Genomic DNA, 19,366 nt, shown 5'->3' on the forward strand with positions numbered 1-19,366 from the left:
GGTCAGACGGCCGCCATCGCCTGCCGGACCCAGCCGAGCAGGGCGGGCAGCGGCATCGCCCCGGCGGTGCGCGCCACCTCGCGCCCATGGTGGACCAGCACGAGGGTCGGGATGCTCTGCACGCCGAAGCGGGCGGCCAGATCGGGCGCGGCCTCGGTGTCGACCTTGGCGAGGCGTACGTGAGGTTCCAGCTGGCCGGCGGCCTGCTCGAAGACCGGCGCCATCATCCGGCACGGCCCGCACCACTTCGCCCAGAAGTCGATGAGCAGCGGCAGGTCGCTGCGCTCCGCCTGGGCAGTGAAGCGGGCGGCGGTGAGCGGGATCGGCTTGCCCTGGAACAACGGCTGCCCGCAACGGCCGCATTTCCCGACGCCGGGCTGGTCCAGGCGTCCGCGTGGCATGCGGTTCAGAGTGTCGCAGCTTGGGCAGGCGACGTGCAGAAGGTCGGACATGGCGCGGCCTCCCTCCAGGGCGGGCATCCTTATGAGCGTGATCTAATGCAGCGTACGGCCAGCGCAAGAGGCCGGCGTCGCGGGGCAGGGCTGTGGGCGGCGACCCTTTTCCGTGTGGGGGCAACGGAGGACACGACGCAGGGATGTGCGCCTTCGGCATTGCGGTTGGGCGGGCGCTGTTCCTAGAATGCCGGCCCGTGGCCGCTGCCCCGCCGGGAGCGGCCAAGTCCATTTGCCCACGCCTTTCGCCCGCATCCTTCCGCAGAACCGCGATTTCGAATGAAGCCTTCCTTTTCGTCCGCCTCCGCCGCCGGCTGTTCCTCCGTGGACGAGTCCGGCTCCGTCCTGGCGCGCGCGCGGGCTCTGACGGTGGGATGGGGGGCCGGAGCGCGGGCGCTGTCCACGCTGCCCGCCGCCTCGGTCCCGGCGCCCTATCGGGCGCTGCTCGACCACGACCGCGGCATGACCGCCGTCCTGTCGGAGCGGTGGGGCGAGCCGGTGGGCGTGCGGGTGCTGCGCCAGCGGACTGAGCCGGACGGGACGGCGCTGCTGCGCGACATCGTGCTGACCGTCGGGCCGGACGCGTTGCCGGTGGAGCTGGCAAGCATCCGCATCGCGCTCGACGGCTTTCCCGCGGCCTTCGCCGAACAGCTTCGCGAGGGGACGGAGCCCTTCGGGCGCCTGCTGGCGCGCAACGGCGTTGCCTTCTCGGTGGAGGTGCTGGGCCTGCTGACCGTGCCCGCCGCCGATGTTTGGGCTGCGGAGGGGCGCGTGTCCCCCGGCGCCACGCTGTACGGGCGCATCGGACGCTTGATGCGGGCGGACGGCTGGACCATCGCGGAAACGGTGGAGTTTCTCCCCCGCGCCTGACGCCTGAAATCTGACGCCGAACGGGGTGCCATCCGGCGGGGCATCTGCTAAATCTGCAAAACCGTCCACGTCCTCCGCATCGGTGACCATGACCGCCCCGCATCTCCCGTATCTGTCGCAGTTCTCGCTGGAAGGCCGGGTGGCGCTGGTCACCGGGTCCGGGCGCGGGCTGGGTCTGGAAATCGCCCGCGCCATGGCTGGGTCCGGCGCCCATGTGCTGCTGAACGGGCGCGACGCCGCGCGGCTGGAGCCGCTGGCCGAGGCCATCGCTGCGGCGGGCGGGCGGGCCTCGGTGCTGGCCTTCGACGTGGCCGACCGGGAGGCGGTGCGGGACGCCTTCGCGCGGATCGCCCGGGACCATGGGCGGCTGGATGTGCTGGTCCAGAATGTCGGGCAGCGCAACCGCAAGCCGCTGACCGACTTCGCGGACGAGGAAATCAGCGACCTGCTCAACGTGGATCTGGCCGCCGGCTTGATCCTGGCGCGGGAGGCGGCGCGGCTGATGCTGCCCCAGGGCTTCGGGCGGCTGATCACGGTGACCTCCATCTCCGGGCAGATCGCCCGCGCCAACGATGCGGTCTACGCCGCCGCCAAGGCCGGGCTGGCCGGCATGGTGCGGGCGCTCGCCGCCGAGTATGGCGCGAAGGGCCTGACCAGCAACGCCATCGCGCCGGGCTTCTTCGCGACGGAGACCAACGCCGGCATCACCGGCAACCCGGCCCTGTCCGCCTATTTCGAGGGACGCACCCCGATCGGCCGCTGGGGCCGACCGGAGGAGATCGCCGGGGCTGCGGTGTTCCTGGCCTCTCCCGCCGCGTCCTACGTCAATGGGCATGTGTTGGTGGTGGACGGCGGCGCCACCATTCTCATGTGAAGGCCGGTCTTAGAGGAAGCTCCGCCGCCATGCTGGCGATCCCCTTGTCATGCGCCGATCCGGCGGAGGCCTTCCGCGCCCTGTCCGGACAGCCCTGGTCGATGCTGCTCGACAGCGCCGCCCCGCACCCGGCCCATGGCCGCTACAGCTACATCGCGGCGGAGCCCTTCCGCACCCTGGAGTCGCTGGGCGGGCGGGCGCATCTCGACGGCCGGCCGGTGGACGGCGACCCCTTCGCCGTGCTGGCGGAGGAACTGGCGCGCCACGCCCGGTCCGAGGGGGCGCCCGAGGGAATGCTGAAACCGGCGCCTTTCTGCGGCGGGGCGGTCGGCTTCATCGGCTACGAGGCGGGGCTGCGGCTGGAGCGCATCCGCACGCGCCACGCCAACCCCGGCGGCCAGCCGGAGATGGCCTTCGGCTTCTACGACGCGGTGGCCGCCTTCGACCATGCGGAGCGCCGCGCCTGGGTGATCGCCGCCCGCCCGGAAGCGGAGGGCCGCGCCCGCGCCCTGGCGGCCCGGCTGGAGGGCGGCGGGGCGTCGCCCCTCGGCCCCGTCCCGACCGCCCCCTGGCGGAGCGAGCTGGAGCGCGACGACTATCTGACACGGGTGGAGCGGGTGCTGGAGTACATCCGGGCTGGAGACATCTATCAGGCCAACTTCACGCAGCGCTTCCTGGCCGAGCGGCGTTGCGGGCTGGACCCCTACGCGCTGTATCAAAGGCTGCGCGGGATCAGCCCGGCGCCCTTCGCCGCCTATCTCGACTGCGGCCCGCGCCTGCGCATCGCCAGCGCCTCGCCGGAGCGCTTCATCCGCCTCAGCGCCGCCGGGGAGGTGGAGACGCGCCCGATCAAGGGCACCCGTCCGCGCTACGCCGACCCTGCCGCGGACGCCGCCGCCGCCGCGGAGCTGGTGGCCAGCGTCAAGGACCGGGCGGAAAACCTGATGATCACCGACCTGCTGCGCAACGACCTCGGCCGGGTGTCGCGGGTTGGCAGCGTCCGGGTGCCGACGCTCTACGGGCTGGAGAGCTTCGCCAGCGTCCATCACCTCGTCTCGGTGGTCACGGCACGGCTGCGGGCCGGCCTGGGGGCGGTGGACCTGCTGCGGGCGGCGCTGCCCGGCGGCTCGATCACCGGGGCTCCCAAGATCCGCGCCATGCAGATCATCGACGAGCTGGAGGTGGCACGGCGCGGCGCCTATTGCGGCTCCGTCGCCTGGCTCGGCTTCGACGGCGCGATGGACAGCAGCATCGTCATCCGCACCCTGTCGATCACGCCGGATACGGTGATCGCCCAGGCCGGCGGCGGCATCGTTGCCGATTCCGACCCGGCGGACGAGCACGAGGAGATGATGGTCAAGATCCGCGCCCAGCTCCGCGCGCTGGGGGAGGCGTCAACATGACCGTCGTCTGGCTGAACGGGCGCCTGCTGTCGGCGGAAGAGGCACGCATTGACCCGGCGGACCGCGGCTTCACGCTGGGTGACGGGTTGTTCGAGACGATCCGCGTGGCCGGCGGCACAGCCTGCCATCTCGCCCGGCATCTCGCCCGGCTGGCGGACAGCGCGGCGCTGCTCGGCCTGCCGCTTCCCCACGACGCGGCGGCGCTGGCCGCCGCCGAAGCGCTGATCGCGGCGCAGGGCTGCGTGGAGGGTGTGCTGCGGATCACGCTGACGCGGGGGACCGGAGCGCGCGGCGTGCTGCCGCCGGTGGATGCCGTGCCGACACTGCTGATGACGCTGGCGCCCGCTCCACCGCCCGCCGGCCCGGTGGAGGCGGTCATCGCCCGTGTCACCCGGCGCAACGAGCATTCGCCGTTGTCGCGCGTGAAGTCGCTGAACTACCTGGACTCCATCCTCGCCCGGCAGGAGGCGGCGACGCGCGGCGCGGGAGAGGCGCTCCTGCTCAACAGCGCGGGCCGTCTGGCCGAATCCAGCGTGGCGAATCTGTTCATCGTCCGGGACGGGCGTCTGCTGACCCCGCCGGTCACCGAGGGCGCGCTGCCGGGCATCCGCCGCGCCCTGATCCTGGAGCGGGGCGATGCCAGTGAGGCGCCGCTTTCCGTTGCTGACCTGCTGGGGGCTGGGGAAGCCTTCCTGACCAACAGCCTTGGCGTACGCCCGCTGCTGCGCGTCGACGGGCAGATCATCGGCGCCGGGACCGTGGGACCGGTGACCGCGGCCCTCCTGAAGGACATCGCGGCGGAGTAAAACGGCCCGGTTACGGGCGGAGGTAGGACCAGCCCTCCTCCTGAAGCTGCATCAGGCGGACGACGCCGGAGGGCACCAGCTTGGCTTCCGGCACCATGGGGACCTCGCCCTGTTCGACGCGGATCATACCGTTGCGGGTGTTCTCGCAGGCGGAGTAGGTCAGGGTCGGCAGGCTGCCCTTCAGCGACGCCAGCCGGTCCTTCACGGGCGAGCGGTCGGCGCGCAGCATGTGCAGGCCGGGGCCGAAGGTGACCAGCTCGACCTCCACCGTCTCGCCGATGTTCTTGTAATACTCGATGATGTTCTTGACGTTGTTCAGCGCCATGTTCATCAGCGCCGGGTCGTTGCTGCTGACCTGGATGGCGACTCGGTGGACGCCGGGCTGGTCCGCCCCGGCCTTCCGCCCCGCCATGGCGGCGGTCATCCCGGCGAATCCGGCCAGAGCCAGCGCCGCCCGGCGCGTGGAGCGCATCGCCATGTCATCCTCCCTTCCGGTGTGGGGGCATCCGCTGTCCTAGCACAATGACCCCGGCCGCCGCTTGTTCCCGAAGGGAGAGGCCGTGCAACGGAAGGGGGAGGCGGTCAGCGGCGAAGGGCGTGCCGGGCGGCCTGGACCATCATCATCTCCCCCACATTTTCCGGCGTCACCAGCCCGACCAGCCGCCCGTTCCCGTCATCGACGCCGACCGCGGGCAGGCTCTTCTCCTGCATCAGCCGCAGCGCCTCCTCCAGCTTGCCGTGCCGGTGGATCACCGGAATGTCGGGGCGCATCACCTCCAGCACCGGCGTGTCCGGGCCGCGGTCGCGCAGGGCGCGGATCAGGTCGTCGCGGGTCAGCACGCCGCGCAGCGTGCCGGCCCCGTCCACCACGGGAAACTCGTGCTGGGTCGTGCGGATCAGGCATTGCACCGCGTCCTCCAGCACGCCGGAGGGCGGCAACGTCTCGAAGCGGGTGACCATGGCGTCGGACACGACCACGCCGTGGGTGATCTCGCGCATCTGCACCGCGTGCGCCTCCGACGAGGCGCCCAGATAGACGAACAGCGCGATGAACAGCAGCATCGGGTTGCCGAACAGCCCGAGCAGCCCCAGCCCGATGGCCACCGCCTGCCCGATGGAGGCCGCCACCTGGGTGCCGCGGACATAGCCCATGCGGCTCGCCAGCACCGCCCGCAGAACGCGCCCGCCGTCCATGGGGAATGCGGGGATCAGATTGAACAGGGCTAGGAACAGGTTGACCACGGCCAGCCGGGACAGCACGTCGATGCCGGCGTTCTGCACCTCCGCCGCCCCCGCCGGCACGAAGCCGCCGAGCGCCGCGTAGAGCAAGGCCGCGATCACCAGATTGACCGCCGGCCCGGCCAGCGCCACCACCAGCTCCTGCGACGGCTTCTCCGGTAACCGCTCCAGACGCGCCACCCCGCCGATGGGCAGCAGGGTGATGTCCGGCGTGCGGACGCCGTAGCGCCGGGCGGCGAAGACGTGGCCGAACTCGTGCAGCAGGACGCAGAGGAACAGCAGCGAGAGGAAGACCACCCCCTCCAGCGCCGCCGGCCAGCCGCCCTGCGCGTGGTAGGCGGCGCCGATCCACAGAAGGAACAGGAAGAAGGTGATGTGGATGCGGATCACCGTGCCCTTCACGGTGCCGATGGGGATCGACCAGCTCATCCCGACCTCGCCTCGCGCTGTGACCGTTGCTCGACAGACTCCTTATGTGGTGTCGCGCGGCGTGCGGCGTCATGGGCCTATCGGAAGGAGGGCTGGGCCGGCCCAGCCCTCCAACGACCTTACAGACCCCAGACGACGGTGTTGAACCAGTAATCCGTGCCGCTGAGGTTGAGATACTCGATCCGGCCGGCGCCGGCGGCGGCGCCGTTCCAGAAGTCGTCGATGATGATGTACTCGCTGATGGTGCCGTCGGCGGCGTCGGCCTTGGTGAAGAACAGAAGGTCGTTGGAATCGCCGCCGAAGGTGCTGGCCCGGTAGTATTCGAGCTGGTTGGGCGCCGTCGGGCCGTTCAAGCGGAGCCGGTCATAATCGCCCTGCGAGTCCGAAATGAGATCGATGCCGTCCGAATTGCAGGTGTAGAGGTAGTTGTCGTTGTCGTTGCCGCCGTACAGAACATCGTTGCCGGTTCCGCCCGCCAGAACGTCCTGGCCGATGTCCGACCCGTAATCCCCGAACAGCGTGTCGTTGCCAGCCCCACCGTACAGCGTGTCGTTGTTGTTCCCGCCGTAGAGGAAGTCGTCCCCGATGTCACCGCTCAGGAGATCGTTGTTGTCGTTGCCGTACAGCGTGTCGTTCCCGCTGCCGCCATACAGGCTGTCGTTCCCGAAGCTGCCATACAGCGTGTCGTTTCCGTCGCCACCATCAATGTAGTCGGCGTCGGTGTTTCCCAGGATGTCGTCGTTCCCACCCAGTCCGAACAGTATGTTCGGTCCCGAAGGGGCGTCGTAAATGTCATTTCCGGAAGTTCCGTACCAAGTCGTCATCGTAAGTGCCTCCATATTATTAGCCGCATGACGGCCTATGTTTTTCGCCAGCAGCGTGTGCTGGAGTCAATGGAGCGCATTTCAAAACCGGTTACTCTTGTATACATTTGAAATTGAATGCATTCAGGAGAGTGCAATTTATTATAATATCAATTATTGAAGTCATTGATATTGATGGCGTTGTTTGCGGTTAGTTATCTAACTAACTTACAGCGTCATTTTGACGCGCCTGTTTCTCCTCTTTTGTTGCCGGTGCCGGGGATTATTTTTCTGCCTGGGAAAATTCGTTCCGGCAGCGGAAAGCCCGCTGCGGTCGCTCGAAGGTGGTGGCGCTGACAGCGACACCGACGCCGCCAAGGGCACATGATTCTTCGCGCGAGCGTCCGGCGTGCGCCGCGGCCTTTCACAGGACGGACGCAGCCGGTGCTCGACTCAGGCTACACCGCCTTCAAGTAACGGACCGGCCGGCCGGGGGACAGCGCCTCCGCGGCACGGACGATGGCCTGGGCGTCGATCCCGTGATGGCGGTAGAGGTCGGCGATGGTGCCGGTCTGGCCGAAATGCTCCACCCCCAGCGCCCGCGTGCGGTGGCCGTGGACCGAGCCCAGCCAGCCCAGCCCCGCCGGATGCCCGTCCTGCACCGTCACCAGCGCGCAATGGGACGGCACGCCCTCCAGCAGGCGTTCGATGTGGGAGCGTGCGTGGGGCTTGCCGCGCTCGCGCGCCCGTTGCGCCGCGCTCCAGCCGGCGTGCAGCCGGTCGGCGGAGGTGACGGCCAGCAGCCCGACGTCGCGGCGATCCTCGCCGAGCATCCCCACCGCCTCGATGGCCTCCGGCGCCACCACGCCGCTGTAGGCGACGACCACCTGGGCGTTGGGGCCGGGACGGCGCAGCCAGTAGGCGCCCTGGACGATGCCGTTCTCCAACTCCGCGTCCATGGTGCGGGTCGGCTGCTCCAGCACGCGGGAGGACAGGCGCAGATAGACCGAGCCGCCGGTCTCGTCGCGCAGCCAAGTCCGCTCGTCGGGCTCGCCCTCGCCCTCCCGCTGCATGTAGTCGAAGGCCCAGCGCATGGTGACGGCCAGCTCGTCGGCGAAGGCCGGCTCGAAGCAGGCCAGACCGTCCTGGGCCATGCCGACCAGCGGCGTGGCGATGGACTGGTGCGCCCCGCCCTCCGGGGCCAGCGTCACGCCGGACGGGGTGGCCACCAGCAGGAACCGCGCGTCCTGATAGCAGGCGTAGTTCATCTGGTCCGCCGCCCTCATGACGAAGGGGTCGTAGACGGTGCCGATGGGCAACAGCCGCTCCCCGAACAGCGAATGCGACAGGCCCAGCGCCGACAGCAGGATGAACAGGTTGGACTCGGCGATGCCCAGTTCGAAATGCTGGCCGTCGGGGGAGAAGTCCCATGTGTAGGTGGAGGGGATGCGCTCCTTCTTGAACAGGTCGGCCAGAGCGCTCTTGGCGAACAGGCCGCGGCGGTTCACCCAGGCGCCGAGGTTGGTGGAGACCGTCACGTCCGGCGCGGTCGTCACGATGCGCTCCGCCAGCTCCGACTTCTCGCGCCCCAGCTCGTTCAGGATCAGGCCGAAGGCCGCCTGGGTGGACAGCGCCTTCTGCGCCGGAGCCGCCAGGGCCGCCGGCACCGGGACCGCCGCGGCGCCATAGCGCCGCCGCCCCTTGGCCGCGAAGGGCACCCGCTTCAGGAAGGCATCCAACTCCGCTTCCGGCAGGTTCAGCCCTTCGAAGCGGTCCCACTCATGGCCCGGACGGACGGCGTTGGCGGTGCGGAACGCCTCCATCTGCGCCGGGGTCATCAGGCCGGAATGGTTGTCCTTGTGGCCGGCCAGCGGCAGGCCGGCGCCCTTGATGGTGTAGGCGATGAAGCAGACCGGCCGGTCGTGCGTGCGCGCCTGGGCGAAGGCGTCGAGCAGAGAAGGCAGGTCGTGGCCGCCGAGATTGCCCATCAGAAGGGCCAGCTCCTCGTCGTTGCGGCGCTCGATCAGGCGGGTCACCGGCCCCTGGTCGCCGAGATCGTCGAGCAGCCGCTTCCGCCACGCCGCTCCGCCCTGGTAGGTCAGCGCGGAATAGAGCTGGTTCGGGCACTGGTCGATCCAGGCGCGCAGGCGCTGCCCGCCCTCCTCCTGGAAGGCCGCCTGCATCAGGGCGCCGTACTTCAGGATCACCACGTCCCAGCCGAAGGCGCGGAAGATGTTCTCCAGCCGCTCCCACAGCCCCTCGCGGATCACCGCGTCCAGGCTCTGGCGGTTGTAGTCGACGATCCACCAGGTGTTGCGCAGCCCGTGCTTCCAGCCTTCCTGGAGGGCTTCGAAGATGTTGCCCTCATCCATCTCGGCGTCGCCGACCAGCGACACCATGCGCCCCTCGGGCAGGTCCTTCGCCCAGCCCTTGGCCTTCACATAGTCCTGCACCAGCGCGGCGAAGAGCGTCTGCGCCACCCCCAGCCCGACCGAGCCGGTGGAGAAGTCCACGTCGTCCACGTCCTTGGTTCGCGACGGGTAGGACTGGGCGCCCTTGAAGCCGCGGAAATTCTCCAAATTCTCGCGCGTCTGGTTCCCCAGGAGATACTGGATGGCGTGGAAGATCGGGCTGGCGTGCGGCTTCACCGCCACCCGGTCCTCCGGGCGCAGGGCCTGGAAATAGAGCGCCGTCATGATCGTCGCCAGCGAGGCCGAGGACGCCTGATGCCCGCCGATCTTCAGCCCGTCCTGGTTGGGGCGTACGTGGTTGGCGTTGTGGATCGTCCAGGACGCGAGCCAGAGAACCTTGCGCTCCAGCTCGCGCAGGCAGGCGAGGTCGGCGTGGTTCGGAATGGTCGCGTCCATGTCTGTTCCCCTTCAATCTTCCATTTTTGATGGAACGGCGGTCGATGATCGGTGAAGCCTATCATTTGTGCTGCGGCAGGAGTTTGCAAAGTGGCGCCGCAAGCGACACCGGTTTAGCATCCAATTGCGCGAAATCGGGACAGACAGCACGAAATGCCAAAAATCAAACTCGATCGCATTGACCGGAAGATCCTGGCCCTGCTCCAGCAGGACGGGCGGATGCCCAACAACGATCTGGCGGAGCGCGTCGGTCTGTCGCCGTCTCCCTGCCTGCGCCGGGTCAAGGCGCTTGAGGAGGCGGGCGTCATCACCCGCCACGTCGCGCTGGTCGATCCCGCTGCGGTCGATCTCCCGGTGAACGTCTTCGTCAGCGTCAGCCTGGAGCGGCAGGTGGAGGAGCGGATCGACGCCTTCGAGGCCGCCGTGATGGCGCTGCCGGAGGTGATGGAATGCTACCTGATGACCGGCGACGCCGATTACCTGCTGCGCGTGGTGGTGCCCGACCTTGCCAGCTACGAACGCTTTCTGAAGGAGCATCTGACGCGGATTTCCGGAGTCGCCAACATCCGGTCCAGCTTTGCCCTGAAGCAGGTGCGCTACCGCACGGCCCTGCCGTTGGGCCATTTGGCGGAGTGAGGTGAGCGAAAAATTAGACGTCTAATGTCCGCGGCGTCTTTCTCTGACGTTCGCGATGGAAGACCTGGGCCGCGTTTTGCCATAAAGAGTATTGGAACAGGGGCGAGCGGCGAATTTTTCCGCTGACAGACCCCGCCCAACAGGCAAAGGCATCGGGAAGCAGGACGGGATGATGGACTGGGACAAGTTGCGGGTGTTCCACGCTGTGGCCGAGGCCGGCAGCTTCACCCACGCCGGCGAGGCCCTCAACCTCAGCCAATCGGCGGTCAGCCGGCAGATCAGCGCGCTGGAGGACAGCCTCGGCGTTCCGCTGTTCCACCGGCACGCCCGCGGCCTGATCCTGACCGAGCAGGGCGAGTTGCTGAACCACGCGGCGCGCGACATCTTCGCGAAGCTGTCGATGACCCAGGCGATGCTGAGCGAGAGCAAGGACGCCGCCAAGGGGCCGCTGAAGGTGACGGCCACGGCCGCCTTCGGCTCGACTTGGCTGACTCCGCGCATCGGGGAATTCCTGGCGCTCTACCCGGACATCCAGCTCACCCTGCTGATCACCGACACGGAGCTGGATCTGGGCATGCGCGAAGCCGACGTGGCGATCCGCGTCAGCCCGCCGCGCCAGCCGGACCTGATCCAGCGGCATCTGATGACCTTCCGCTCCCACCTCTACGCGCACCGCCGGTATCTGGACCGCAAGGGTGAGCCCCAGACGGTGGCCGATCTCGCCTCCCACGATCTGGTGACCTATCCGCAGGAGTTGCGTGCGCCTTTCGCCAACACCCACTGGCTGCGCGATCTGGTGACCGATCCGGTCGCCCGCGACCGGACGGTCCTTCAGGTCAACAACCTTTACGCGATCTTCCGCGCCGTGGAGAGCGGGCTGGGCGTCGGCTCTCTGCCCGACTATCTGGTGACCGGTCTGAACGACATTGTGCGGGTGCTGCCGGACCAGTCGGGGTCGAAGGTGGACGCCTTCTTCGTCTATCCGGAGGAACTGCGCCATTCCAAGCGCATCGCGGTCTTCCGCGACTTCCTGGTCAAGAAGGTTGCGGAGAGCCAATTCTAATTCCCGTTCAAGGGGTTGTCTGACAGGGGCGCGGCGCTGGACAGGGCTGTGCCCCTTTGCTTTTTCTGCCATCTGGTATGCGACATATTGTCGGTCAGGACAGGCCGGCCGACTTAGCGCTTGCGCGCCGAACTGATATATTAATATATGCTGCATATGCGGAGCCCACCGCGTGCCAGCGTTCAAGCCCTGGGCCCCATCCAATAATTGCAATCGCCAGGAGTTTCCCGGAAGGGAAAGGCGTGCGCCCATGCCTGCCGATGAACGGGCAAGTGAGGAAGTCATGAAGATAGTGCGTGGTCTGAGATGGAAAGTCCTGGCGCTCATCATGCTGGGGACGATCATCAACTACATCGACCGCAACACGCTGGGCATCCTGGCGCCGATGCTCAAGGAAGAACTGCACTTCACGACGGAGCAGTATTCTTACATCGTCAGCGTGTTCCAGCTCTGCTACAGCCTGATGCAGCCGATCGCCGGCTATGTGACGGACCTCGTCGGCCTGAAGTTCGGCTACGCGATGTTCGCCTTCGTCTGGGGCAGCGCCGCGGCCTTGCACGCCTTCTCCGGCGGCTGGCAGTCGATGGCCTTCTTCCGCGGCCTGCTGGGCATCAGCGAGGCCGCGGCCATGCCGTCGGGCGCCAAGACCGCCACCCTGTGGTTCCCGGCCAAGGAGCGCTCCATCGCCACGGGCTGGTTCAACACCGGCAGTTCCGTCGGCGCCATGATCGCCCCGCCGCTGGTGATCTGGCTCTCCGTGACCTGGAGCTGGCAGATCGCCTTCGTCGTCACCGGCCTGCTGGGCGTCGGCCTGTCGATGCTGTGGCTGGCGCTGTACCGCAACCCGGAGAACCACCCGCGCCTGACCAAGGAGGAGCACGCCTACATCCTGGACGGCCAGGAGCACGTTGAGCTTCCCAAGCCCTCGATGAAGCGCGTCGTCACCATGCGCAAGTTCTGGGGCATCGCCGCCGCCCGCTTCCTGACCGAGCCGGCGTGGCAGACCTTCAGCTTCTGGATCCCGCTCTACATGGTCAGCACGCGCGGCATGGACATCAAGCAGTTCGCGCTGTTCGCCTGGCTGCCCTTCCTGTTCGCCGACATCGGCTGCGTTCTCAGCGGCTACCTGTCGCCCTTCTTCGCCAAGCGCTTCCGCATGTCGCTGGTCAACTCGCGCATCGCCGGCATCGGCATCGGCGCGGTGTGCATGATCGGTCCGGCCCTGATCGGCCTGACCAGCAGCCCGATCACCGCCATCTTCCTGTTCTCGGTCGGCGCCTTCGCGCACCAGATGCTGTCGAGCCTGCTCTACGCCCTGGTCACCGACACCTTCGAGAAGCAGGACGTCGCCACGGCGACCGGCTTTGGCGGCATGGCCGGCTACATGGGCGGCATGATCTTCTCGCTGATCATCGGCCAGCTCGCCAGCACGATCGGTTACGAGCCGCTGTTCGTCTGCCTGTCGGTCTTCGACATCACGGCCTTCATCGTGGTGCTGGTGGTCCTCGGCCAGTGGGGCCGGAACAAGGTCACGCCCCCGGCGGTGCCGAGCGGTGCCCACGCCGACTGAGCCCGGCGTCCCCTCGTCTCACACCATGGGGCCGCGCGATCCGGGAAGACCCGGGCCGCGCGGCCCTTTTTGATGTGGAGGGGCGGTTTACTGGATGGCGGCGGTCAGCAGGGAGGCGAGGGCGAAGCCGCTGACGATGACGAGGCGGGCGATGATGTGGGTCTTCATGGCAAGGCTCCGATTGGCTTTGGCGGGCGGCGGGGCGAGCCCCGTTGTCGTGTTGAGCCAATGTTCGCACCGCGCGCCTCAAAGACAAACCGCGCAATTCGCATGCCTTCCATATCGATATTGCAGCGCAACATAGCGCTGTTATAAGTCGAATCCTTGACGAAGCGAAGTATTTGCAGCGCTCCTCACAGCGCTGCTATTGGGGATCCTGCAGCGCTGCGATCCCAGTGTTCATGCGGATTCGGCGATCGGTTCGGCCGGAGCGGAATCGCTGTCGAACAGATCGGGGAAGCGCTGGGCCAGTTCGGGCAGGGAGTTCAGGATCTCGCGCAGGTGCACGCGCATGGCGGCCTCGGCGGCGTCGGGACAGCGCGCCCGGATGCCCTCGACGATCTGCTCGTGCTGGGTGATCAGCCGGTCCAACGGGGTCGCCTGCGGCAGGCTGAGATAGCGCACGCGGTCCATCTGGGCCTTGGTTTCCTCCACCACCCGCCAAGCGTATTCGCAGTCGACCCCCAGCGCGATGGTGCGGTGGAAGGCTTCGTCCAATTCCAGGAAGGCCGCCGGGTTGGTGCTCTGGGCGGCCTCCCGCTGCGCCTTCAGGTTGGTCTCCAGTTCCGCGACGGCGCGCGCGGGCAACCCCTCGCCGGCCTTGCGGGCCACGGCCAGTTCCACCGCTTCACGGACGAAACGGGCGTCCATCACCTGCTTGGCCGAGATCTTCACGACGAAGGTGCCACGCTGCGGGCGGATGACGACCAGCCCGGACTCGCTCAGCTTGATGAAGGCCTCGCGCACCGGCTGGCGGCTGACGCCGAGTTGGCCGGCGACCTCCTGCTCGGACAGCGGCTGGCCAGGCTGGAACTGCATCGTCACGATGGCGTGACGCAATTCCCGAAAGACGCGGCGCGCCACCGGTTCCGTCGAATCCGGCTCGATCCTCCTCAACATGCTCTCCCCATCCCTTCTTTTTGCAGTCCGTCCCGCCGGTGCCCGCCCGGACGATCCTGGACGGCGGATTTATCCTGCACCGTTTGCAATCCCATGGACAACACCATTCTTGTATACTACCATACCAGTTGCGTACCGAACAATCGCCTCCGTGCAAGAGGCGTTGTCCTCAAAGGGAGGAAACATGAGCATCATCACCCGCACTTGGCGCGTGGCCGCCCTCGGCTTTGCGCTGGCCACCGTCGCCGGGGGCGCGCTGGCCGCCGATTACACGCTCAGCGTCAACACGGCGCTGGCCCAGCAGGACCCGCTCTACAAGGGGCTGGAGGAGTTCAAGAAGAACGTCGAGGCGCGGTCCGGCGGCAAGATGGCCGTCCGCCTGTTTCCCGGTTCGCAGCTCGGTAAGGACGAGGACGTGCTGGAGCAGGCCCGCGCCGGGGCCGGTGTCGCGGTCGTCGTGGACGGCGGGCGCCTCGCCGTCTTCGTGAAGGAGTTCGGCGTCCTGGGCGGCCCGTACCTCGCCCAGGGCTACGACGGCATCCGCAAGGTCGTCACCTCGCCGATGTTCGACCAGTGGTCGGACAAGCTGCGCAAGGCGTCGGGCCATCAGGTGCTGTCCTTCAACTGGTGGCAGGGTGAACGGCACCTGCTGACCAACAAGCCGGTGAAGGGTCCGGAAGACCTCGCCGGCATCCGCATGCGCACGCCGGGCGCCCCGGTGTGGATGGAGACGATCCGCGCCATGGGCGCCACCCCGACCCCGATGGGCTGGTCGGAGGTCTACACCGGCCTGCAGCAGAAGGTGATCGACGGCGTCGAGGCCCAGCACCCGGCCAGCTTCGGCGCCCGCCTGTACGAGGTGACCAACCGGGTCACCAAGACCGGCCACATCAATCTGATCACCGGACTCGTCACCAGCGCCGCCTGGTTCGACAAGCTGCCGCCGGAGCAGCAGACGATCCTCAAGGAGGAAGCGCTGAAGGCCGGCGACAGCGCGTCGCGCGCCACCCAGGCGTCGCTTGCCGACTTCGAGAAGCAGATGAAGGAGAAGGGCGTGACGATCGAGGAGATCGACGTGACGCCGTTCCGCAAGGCCACCGCGCCGGTCTACGAGAAGCTGGGCTACGCCGAACTCCACAAGGACGTGGAAAAGCTGCTGCAGAACTGACGGGGGGTCGGTTCGGCCGCCCTTGCCCCCTCCCTAACCCTCCCCCTCTACAAGGTGGAGGGGACTGCCGCCGCTTCGCGGAAGGCACCCTCTCCCGCAAAGCGGGGGAGGGTCGGGGTGGGGGCGATGCTTTCTGAATCCAAAGCCGTCCGCTGCCATCAAGGGACCGCCATCATGTCGTCCTTGTTTCACAAGGGGGAAGCCGTCCTGGCGATGCTTCTCCTCGCCGCCATTGTTCTGCTCGTCTTCGCAGCCGGCGTCATGCGCTGGTTCGGCCATCCCCTGGTCTGGTCGGTGGACGTGGCGCAGCTCCTGTTCGTCTGGGTCGCCTTCCTCGGCGCCGACATGGCGCTGCGCAAGCGCGCCCACATCGGCATCGACTATCTGGTCAAGCGCCTGCCGAACTCCACCCGGGCCGTGCTCGACCTCGTACTGGGCGTGCTGGTCCTCGCCTTCCTCGTCACCATGACGGTGATGGGCTACCGGCTGACCATGCTGAACCTGGAACGCCAGTTCGGCGACAGCGGCATCAGCTACGCCTTCGTGACCGCCGCGGTGCCGGTGGGCTGCCTGCTGCTCGCCATCACGCTGACCGCTCAGATCCTGGAAACGCTGCGCGAACTGCGCAGCCACCCCAAACCGGTCTTCGCGCCGGCCCCCAAGGCCGGCGACATCGAGGAGGTCGTGCCGTGACCCTGCTTGCCGTCACCTTCTTCGCGCTGATGGCCTTCGGCCTTCCGATCGCCTTCGCCATCGGCATCGCCGGCTTCTCCTTCTTCGCCACGAACGACATCATCCCGATGTCCATCGGGGTGCAGCAGGTCGCCTCGGCCTCGCAGAGTTTCCCGCTGCTGGCCGTGCCCTTCTTCGTGCTCGCCGGGCACATGATGAACCGGACGGGCATCACCAGCCGCCTGATCAACTGCTCCAACGTGCTGGTGTCCTGGATGTCCGGCGGGCTGGCGCAGGTCTGCATCGTGCTGTCCACCCTGATGGGCGGTGTCTCCGGCTCGGCGGTGGCCGACGCGGCGATGGAGGCCCGCATCCTCGGCCCCAGCCTGATCGCCCGCGGCTACTCGAAGGGCTTCACCGCCGCCGCCATCGCGGTCGGTTCGCTGATCACCGCGACGATCCCGCCCAGCCTTGGGCTGATCCTTTACGGCTTCGTCGGCAACGTGTCGATCGGGCGGCTGTTCCTGGCCGGCGTCATTCCGGGCTTCATGATGATGGCCGGGCTGATGCTGACCGTCTGGCTGATCGCCCGCCGCCGCGGCTACCGCCCGGAAATGGCCGAGCGTCCGACCCTGCGCGCCGTGTGGCGGGCGGTGGCCGACGCCAAATGGGCGCTGCTGTTCCCGGTGGCCTTGCTGTTCGCCATCCGCGGCGGCCTGTTCACCCCGTCGGAGGTCGGCGCCTTCGCCGTCGTCTACGCCGCCGTGGTCGGCTTCCTCCTGCACCGGGAACTGACCTGGGCTGGGGTGGCCGAGGCGCTTCAGGAAGCGGTGGTGGACACCGGCCTGATCATGCTCATCATCCTGTTCTCGGGCATGGTCGGCTATGCCATCATCTTCGAGCAGGCGCCCCAGACCATCGCCGAGGCGATGACCCAGCTGACCAGCAATCCGCTGCTGGTGGTGGCGCTGATTCTGATCTTCCTGTTCATCGCCGGCCTGTTCGTCGAAAGCACGGTGCTGGTCCTGCTGCTGACGCCGATCTTCCTGCCCATCGTCACGCCGCTGGGTGTCGATCCGGTGCATTTCGGCATCCTGATGATGACCATCGTCACGCTGGGCTCGATGACGCCGCCGGTGGGCGTGGCCATGTACACGGTGTGCAGCCTGCTCGACTGCCCGATCGAGGAGTATGTCGTCGAATTGCTGCCCTTCGTCGGCACCATCGTCCTGCTGGTCGCCGTGCTGACGCTGTGGCCGGGGCTGGTGCTGTTCCTGCCGAACATGCTGATGTGAGGGGAAAGGGGGGCTTGCCAAGGGACGGGGCTCTGATATACTAGTATATAGCGCTCCGATCTCTCGGCGGACCCACGGCCGGTCCGGGCACACCAAGCCCCGTCCATGGAGCGTCCTTGTCATTGTGGAAACGGGGCAGGGCCGCGTGTGAAGGGCAAACGCCAAGGGGCGGTCCGGGCAGGGCCGCCCCTTCGCGCTTCGCTCCCAGCCGCCCTATTTGCCCGTCACCATGCGCCAGAGCGGTTCGATCACCGTGTGCACCAGGGGGATCAGCAGGGCACCCAGCAACAGGCCGAACACCCCGGCTCCGGCCGCCCCGACCAGCCATTCCACCGCGGCCTTCGCCGCCGGTACGGCCTCTCCCGCCGCCACGGCGGCACCATGGATCGCGTGACCGACCGCGGTCAGGCCGAAGCCCTCCAGCCCATGGATGATGATGCCGCCGCCGACCCACAGCATGGCCGCGGTGCCGACCAGGGCGAGCAGCCTCAAAAAGACCGGCATCCCCTTGACCAGTCCACGCCCGATTGCCTGGGTCACCGGGGCGAGTGCCCGGTCGGCGCCGCCTGGCGCGCCGGGGAGGGGGTGCGCAGCCCCAGCAGGCTGGCCGCCGGACGCCCGTTCTGCGCCAGCGACAGGCCGACGTCGTCCGCCTTCACAATCAGCGCCACCGCGCCGTAGACGAGGCCGGTGATGCCCGCCCCGACGACCGCGAGAACAGCGGCCTGCATCCAGAAGGACGAGGTTTCGGCGGCGACCGTGGACAGGACGATGGCCATGATCTCCGCCGACAGGATCAGGTCGGTCTTGATGGCGCTGTTGACCTTCTCCCGCTCGAACTGCGCGGCGTCCTGCCCGGCGGCGCCCGCTCCGTCGGCGTCATGGTGCGCCGCGTGTGGACGCAGCGCCTCCCACACCTTCTCCGCCCCCTCGTAGCAGAGGAAGCCGCCGCCCAGCATCAGCAGTGGCGTGATCGCCCAGGGCGCCACGAGGCTGAGCGCCAACGCCAGGGGCAGCAGGAACACCAGCTTGTTCTTCAGCGAGCCCAGCGCGATCTTGCCGATGATCGGCAGTTCACGGTCGGCGGTGAAGCCGACCACATAGCGCGGCGTCACCGCGGCGTCGTCCACCACCACCCCGGCGGCCTTGGCCCCCGCCCGCGCCGCCTGCCCCGCGGCGTCGTCCAGCGAGGCGGCGGCGACCTTCGCCAACCCGGCCACATCGTCCAACAGTGCAATCAGTCCCGTGCTCAAGGCCTTGGCTCCCCTCCGTACCGGCGTCCATGGAGCAGACAACGCCGCCAGGGGCAAGCCGGACCTTCGAAGGGCCGGTCAGTCGTCGACCAGTTGGTCGGCGGTGAGCATGTGGACATCCGGGTCCGGCGTGTCCCGACCATCGTCCAGGTAGAGCACCCGGTCCACCAGCACCAGGACTCGCACGCCGTCCACCGGGACGACGCTCAGCCGCCGGTTGATGACGGCGTTGCGGAAGGCCACGGCCCGGTCGTTGTAGGTGACCGACAGGGCGTCGCTTGCCCCTTCCAGCATGGGCAGGGCGTAGCGCTCCATCATCTCCGCGGTCAGCCCGTCGATGCGCGGCAGCAGGGAGGAGCCGACGATGTCGAAGCGGTGCCGCTCGAGCCATTGCGCCAGCGGCGGGGATACAGCCTGCGCGATTAGTCCGGGTGTGTAGAGGGTGCATTTCTCACCCATGCTCCGCACCATCGCCTTCAGGCCGAGGAAGGTGGGGTGGTGCCGGAAATGGCCGGTCAGCACGTCGCGCAACAGCGCCTGTTCCCGCGGGTCGGGCAGGGTGGTGCCGGACTCCCAGCGGGCGACGGTTTCCTCGGTGGTGGCCAGCATGACGGCGAACTGCGCGGCGGTCAGACCGTGCAGCCTTCGCAACGCGCGCACAATCTGCGGCCACTCATGCACCGGCACAGACGGCTCTCCAGATTATCTCCGGGGGTAATGATGGGAAAGTACGCGATTCCCCGGCAAACACATACGCAATCATGTGGCAGAAGTCATACCGGAGTATCCATTTTTTGGTTCGCCAAGCCGACTGTTTTGTTCCTAAACGCTTGAGGAAGCTGTAATT

Annotated in this window: 19 protein-coding genes; 10 read left to right on the plus strand and 9 right to left on the minus strand. The window is 67.8% G+C overall.

All coding sequences use genetic code 11. From position 1 onward, the window contains the following. Positions 1-2: 2 nt before the first annotated feature. Positions 3-452, minus strand: a complete 450-nt coding sequence (gene trxC / locus ACWPN7_RS32925) for a thioredoxin TrxC (protein ID WP_459197467.1) — start codon at positions 450-452, stop codon at positions 3-5. 279 nt (positions 453-731) lie between these two features. Here trxC and ACWPN7_RS32930 point away from each other — a divergent pair, with 279 nt between their 5' ends. The 4 genes from ACWPN7_RS32930 to ACWPN7_RS32945 all read left to right on the plus strand — a co-directional run bounded on the left by ACWPN7_RS32930 (position 732) and on the right by ACWPN7_RS32945 (position 4,405). Next, the gene (locus ACWPN7_RS32930; protein ID WP_459197466.1) at positions 732-1,322 is read left to right on the plus strand and encodes a hypothetical protein; all 591 of its coding nucleotides are present in this window, start codon (positions 732-734) and stop codon (positions 1,320-1,322) included. A gap of 88 nt (positions 1,323-1,410) precedes the next feature. After that, positions 1,411-2,196: an SDR family oxidoreductase gene (locus ACWPN7_RS32935; RefSeq protein ID WP_103040776.1), complete on the plus strand. Its 786-nt coding sequence runs from the start codon at positions 1,411-1,413 to the stop codon at positions 2,194-2,196. A 29-nt stretch (positions 2,197-2,225) separates the two neighbouring features. After that, positions 2,226-3,599, plus strand: coding sequence for an aminodeoxychorismate synthase component I (pabB, locus tag ACWPN7_RS32940; RefSeq protein WP_456530457.1), 1,374 nt, complete (start codon positions 2,226-2,228; stop codon positions 3,597-3,599). Then, a complete protein-coding gene (locus ACWPN7_RS32945) occupies positions 3,596-4,405 on the plus strand; it encodes an aminotransferase class IV (protein WP_201044094.1) in 810 nt (269 codons plus the stop codon). Before pabB ends, ACWPN7_RS32945 begins: the two co-directional genes overlap by 4 nt. A gap of 10 nt (positions 4,406-4,415) precedes the next feature. On the opposite strand, the gene ACWPN7_RS32950 is transcribed toward ACWPN7_RS32945, so the two are convergent. The 4 genes from ACWPN7_RS32950 to ACWPN7_RS32965 all read right to left on the minus strand — a co-directional run bounded on the left by ACWPN7_RS32950 (position 4,416) and on the right by ACWPN7_RS32965 (position 9,743). Continuing rightward, positions 4,416-4,883 carry a DsrE family protein gene (locus ACWPN7_RS32950; RefSeq protein ID WP_174439757.1) on the minus strand — a complete coding sequence of 156 codons (468 nt, stop codon included), beginning with the start codon at positions 4,881-4,883 and terminating at the stop codon, positions 4,416-4,418. A gap of 104 nt (positions 4,884-4,987) precedes the next feature. Continuing rightward, positions 4,988-6,073 carry a site-2 protease family protein gene (locus ACWPN7_RS32955; RefSeq protein ID WP_040137036.1) on the minus strand — a complete coding sequence of 362 codons (1,086 nt, stop codon included), beginning with the start codon at positions 6,071-6,073 and terminating at the stop codon, positions 4,988-4,990. 119 nt (positions 6,074-6,192) lie between these two features. Then, positions 6,193-6,897, minus strand: coding sequence for a calcium-binding protein (locus ACWPN7_RS32960; protein WP_051658563.1), 705 nt, complete (start codon positions 6,895-6,897; stop codon positions 6,193-6,195). A gap of 437 nt (positions 6,898-7,334) precedes the next feature. Beyond that, on the minus strand, positions 7,335-9,743 hold the full coding sequence (locus tag ACWPN7_RS32965) for a thiamine pyrophosphate-binding protein (RefSeq protein WP_200475506.1): 2,409 nt from the start codon (positions 9,741-9,743) through the stop codon (positions 7,335-7,337). Positions 9,744-9,896: 153 nt separating this feature from the next. Here ACWPN7_RS32965 and ACWPN7_RS32970 point away from each other — a divergent pair, with 153 nt between their 5' ends. From ACWPN7_RS32970 to ACWPN7_RS32980, 3 genes are all read left to right on the plus strand, one after another. Continuing rightward, positions 9,897-10,379 carry an Lrp/AsnC family transcriptional regulator gene (locus ACWPN7_RS32970; RefSeq protein ID WP_040137032.1) on the plus strand — a complete coding sequence of 161 codons (483 nt, stop codon included), beginning with the start codon at positions 9,897-9,899 and terminating at the stop codon, positions 10,377-10,379. Between the two features lie 172 nt (positions 10,380-10,551). Beyond that, positions 10,552-11,442, plus strand: coding sequence for a LysR family transcriptional regulator (locus tag ACWPN7_RS32975; protein ID WP_040137332.1), 891 nt, complete (start codon positions 10,552-10,554; stop codon positions 11,440-11,442). A 283-nt stretch (positions 11,443-11,725) separates the two neighbouring features. Beyond that, positions 11,726-13,012: an MFS transporter gene (locus tag ACWPN7_RS32980; RefSeq protein ID WP_137105785.1), complete on the plus strand. Its 1,287-nt coding sequence runs from the start codon at positions 11,726-11,728 to the stop codon at positions 13,010-13,012. 399 nt (positions 13,013-13,411) lie between these two features. Here the strand turns inward: ACWPN7_RS32980 and ACWPN7_RS32985 are convergent, their stop codons facing one another. Continuing rightward, positions 13,412-14,131, minus strand: a complete 720-nt coding sequence (locus ACWPN7_RS32985; protein ID WP_014242052.1) for a GntR family transcriptional regulator — start codon at positions 14,129-14,131, stop codon at positions 13,412-13,414. Between the two features lie 184 nt (positions 14,132-14,315). Here ACWPN7_RS32985 and ACWPN7_RS32990 point away from each other — a divergent pair, with 184 nt between their 5' ends. From ACWPN7_RS32990 to ACWPN7_RS33000, 3 genes are all read left to right on the plus strand, one after another. Continuing rightward, positions 14,316-15,299, plus strand: coding sequence for a C4-dicarboxylate TRAP transporter substrate-binding protein (locus ACWPN7_RS32990; RefSeq protein ID WP_137105784.1), 984 nt, complete (start codon positions 14,316-14,318; stop codon positions 15,297-15,299). Between the two features lie 174 nt (positions 15,300-15,473). Next, a complete protein-coding gene (locus ACWPN7_RS32995; RefSeq protein ID WP_040137330.1) occupies positions 15,474-15,992 on the plus strand; it encodes a TRAP transporter small permease in 519 nt (172 codons plus the stop codon). After that, on the plus strand, positions 15,989-17,266 hold the full coding sequence (locus ACWPN7_RS33000; protein WP_492273729.1) for a TRAP transporter large permease: 1,278 nt from the start codon (positions 15,989-15,991) through the stop codon (positions 17,264-17,266). Before ACWPN7_RS32995 ends, ACWPN7_RS33000 begins: the two co-directional genes overlap by 4 nt. Positions 17,267-17,479: 213 nt before the next feature. Here ACWPN7_RS33000 and ACWPN7_RS33005 read toward each other — a convergent pair whose 3' ends face one another. The 3 genes from ACWPN7_RS33005 to ACWPN7_RS33015 form a co-directional block, all read right to left on the minus strand. Then, positions 17,480-17,758 (minus strand): DUF808 family protein, encoded by a 279-nt coding sequence (locus ACWPN7_RS33005; RefSeq protein ID WP_492273730.1) that lies wholly within the window; start codon positions 17,756-17,758, stop codon positions 17,480-17,482. 44 nt (positions 17,759-17,802) lie between these two features. Continuing rightward, entirely contained in the window at positions 17,803-18,519 is a 717-nt protein-coding gene (locus ACWPN7_RS33010; RefSeq protein ID WP_492273731.1) for a DUF808 family protein, read from the minus strand. Between the two features lie 78 nt (positions 18,520-18,597). Next, positions 18,598-19,206, minus strand: a complete 609-nt coding sequence (locus ACWPN7_RS33015) for a helix-turn-helix domain-containing protein (RefSeq protein ID WP_349619841.1) — start codon at positions 19,204-19,206, stop codon at positions 18,598-18,600. Positions 19,207-19,366: the final 160 nt, after the last annotated feature.

It is taken from the genome of Azospirillum sp. UENF 312511, assembly GCF_058780635.1.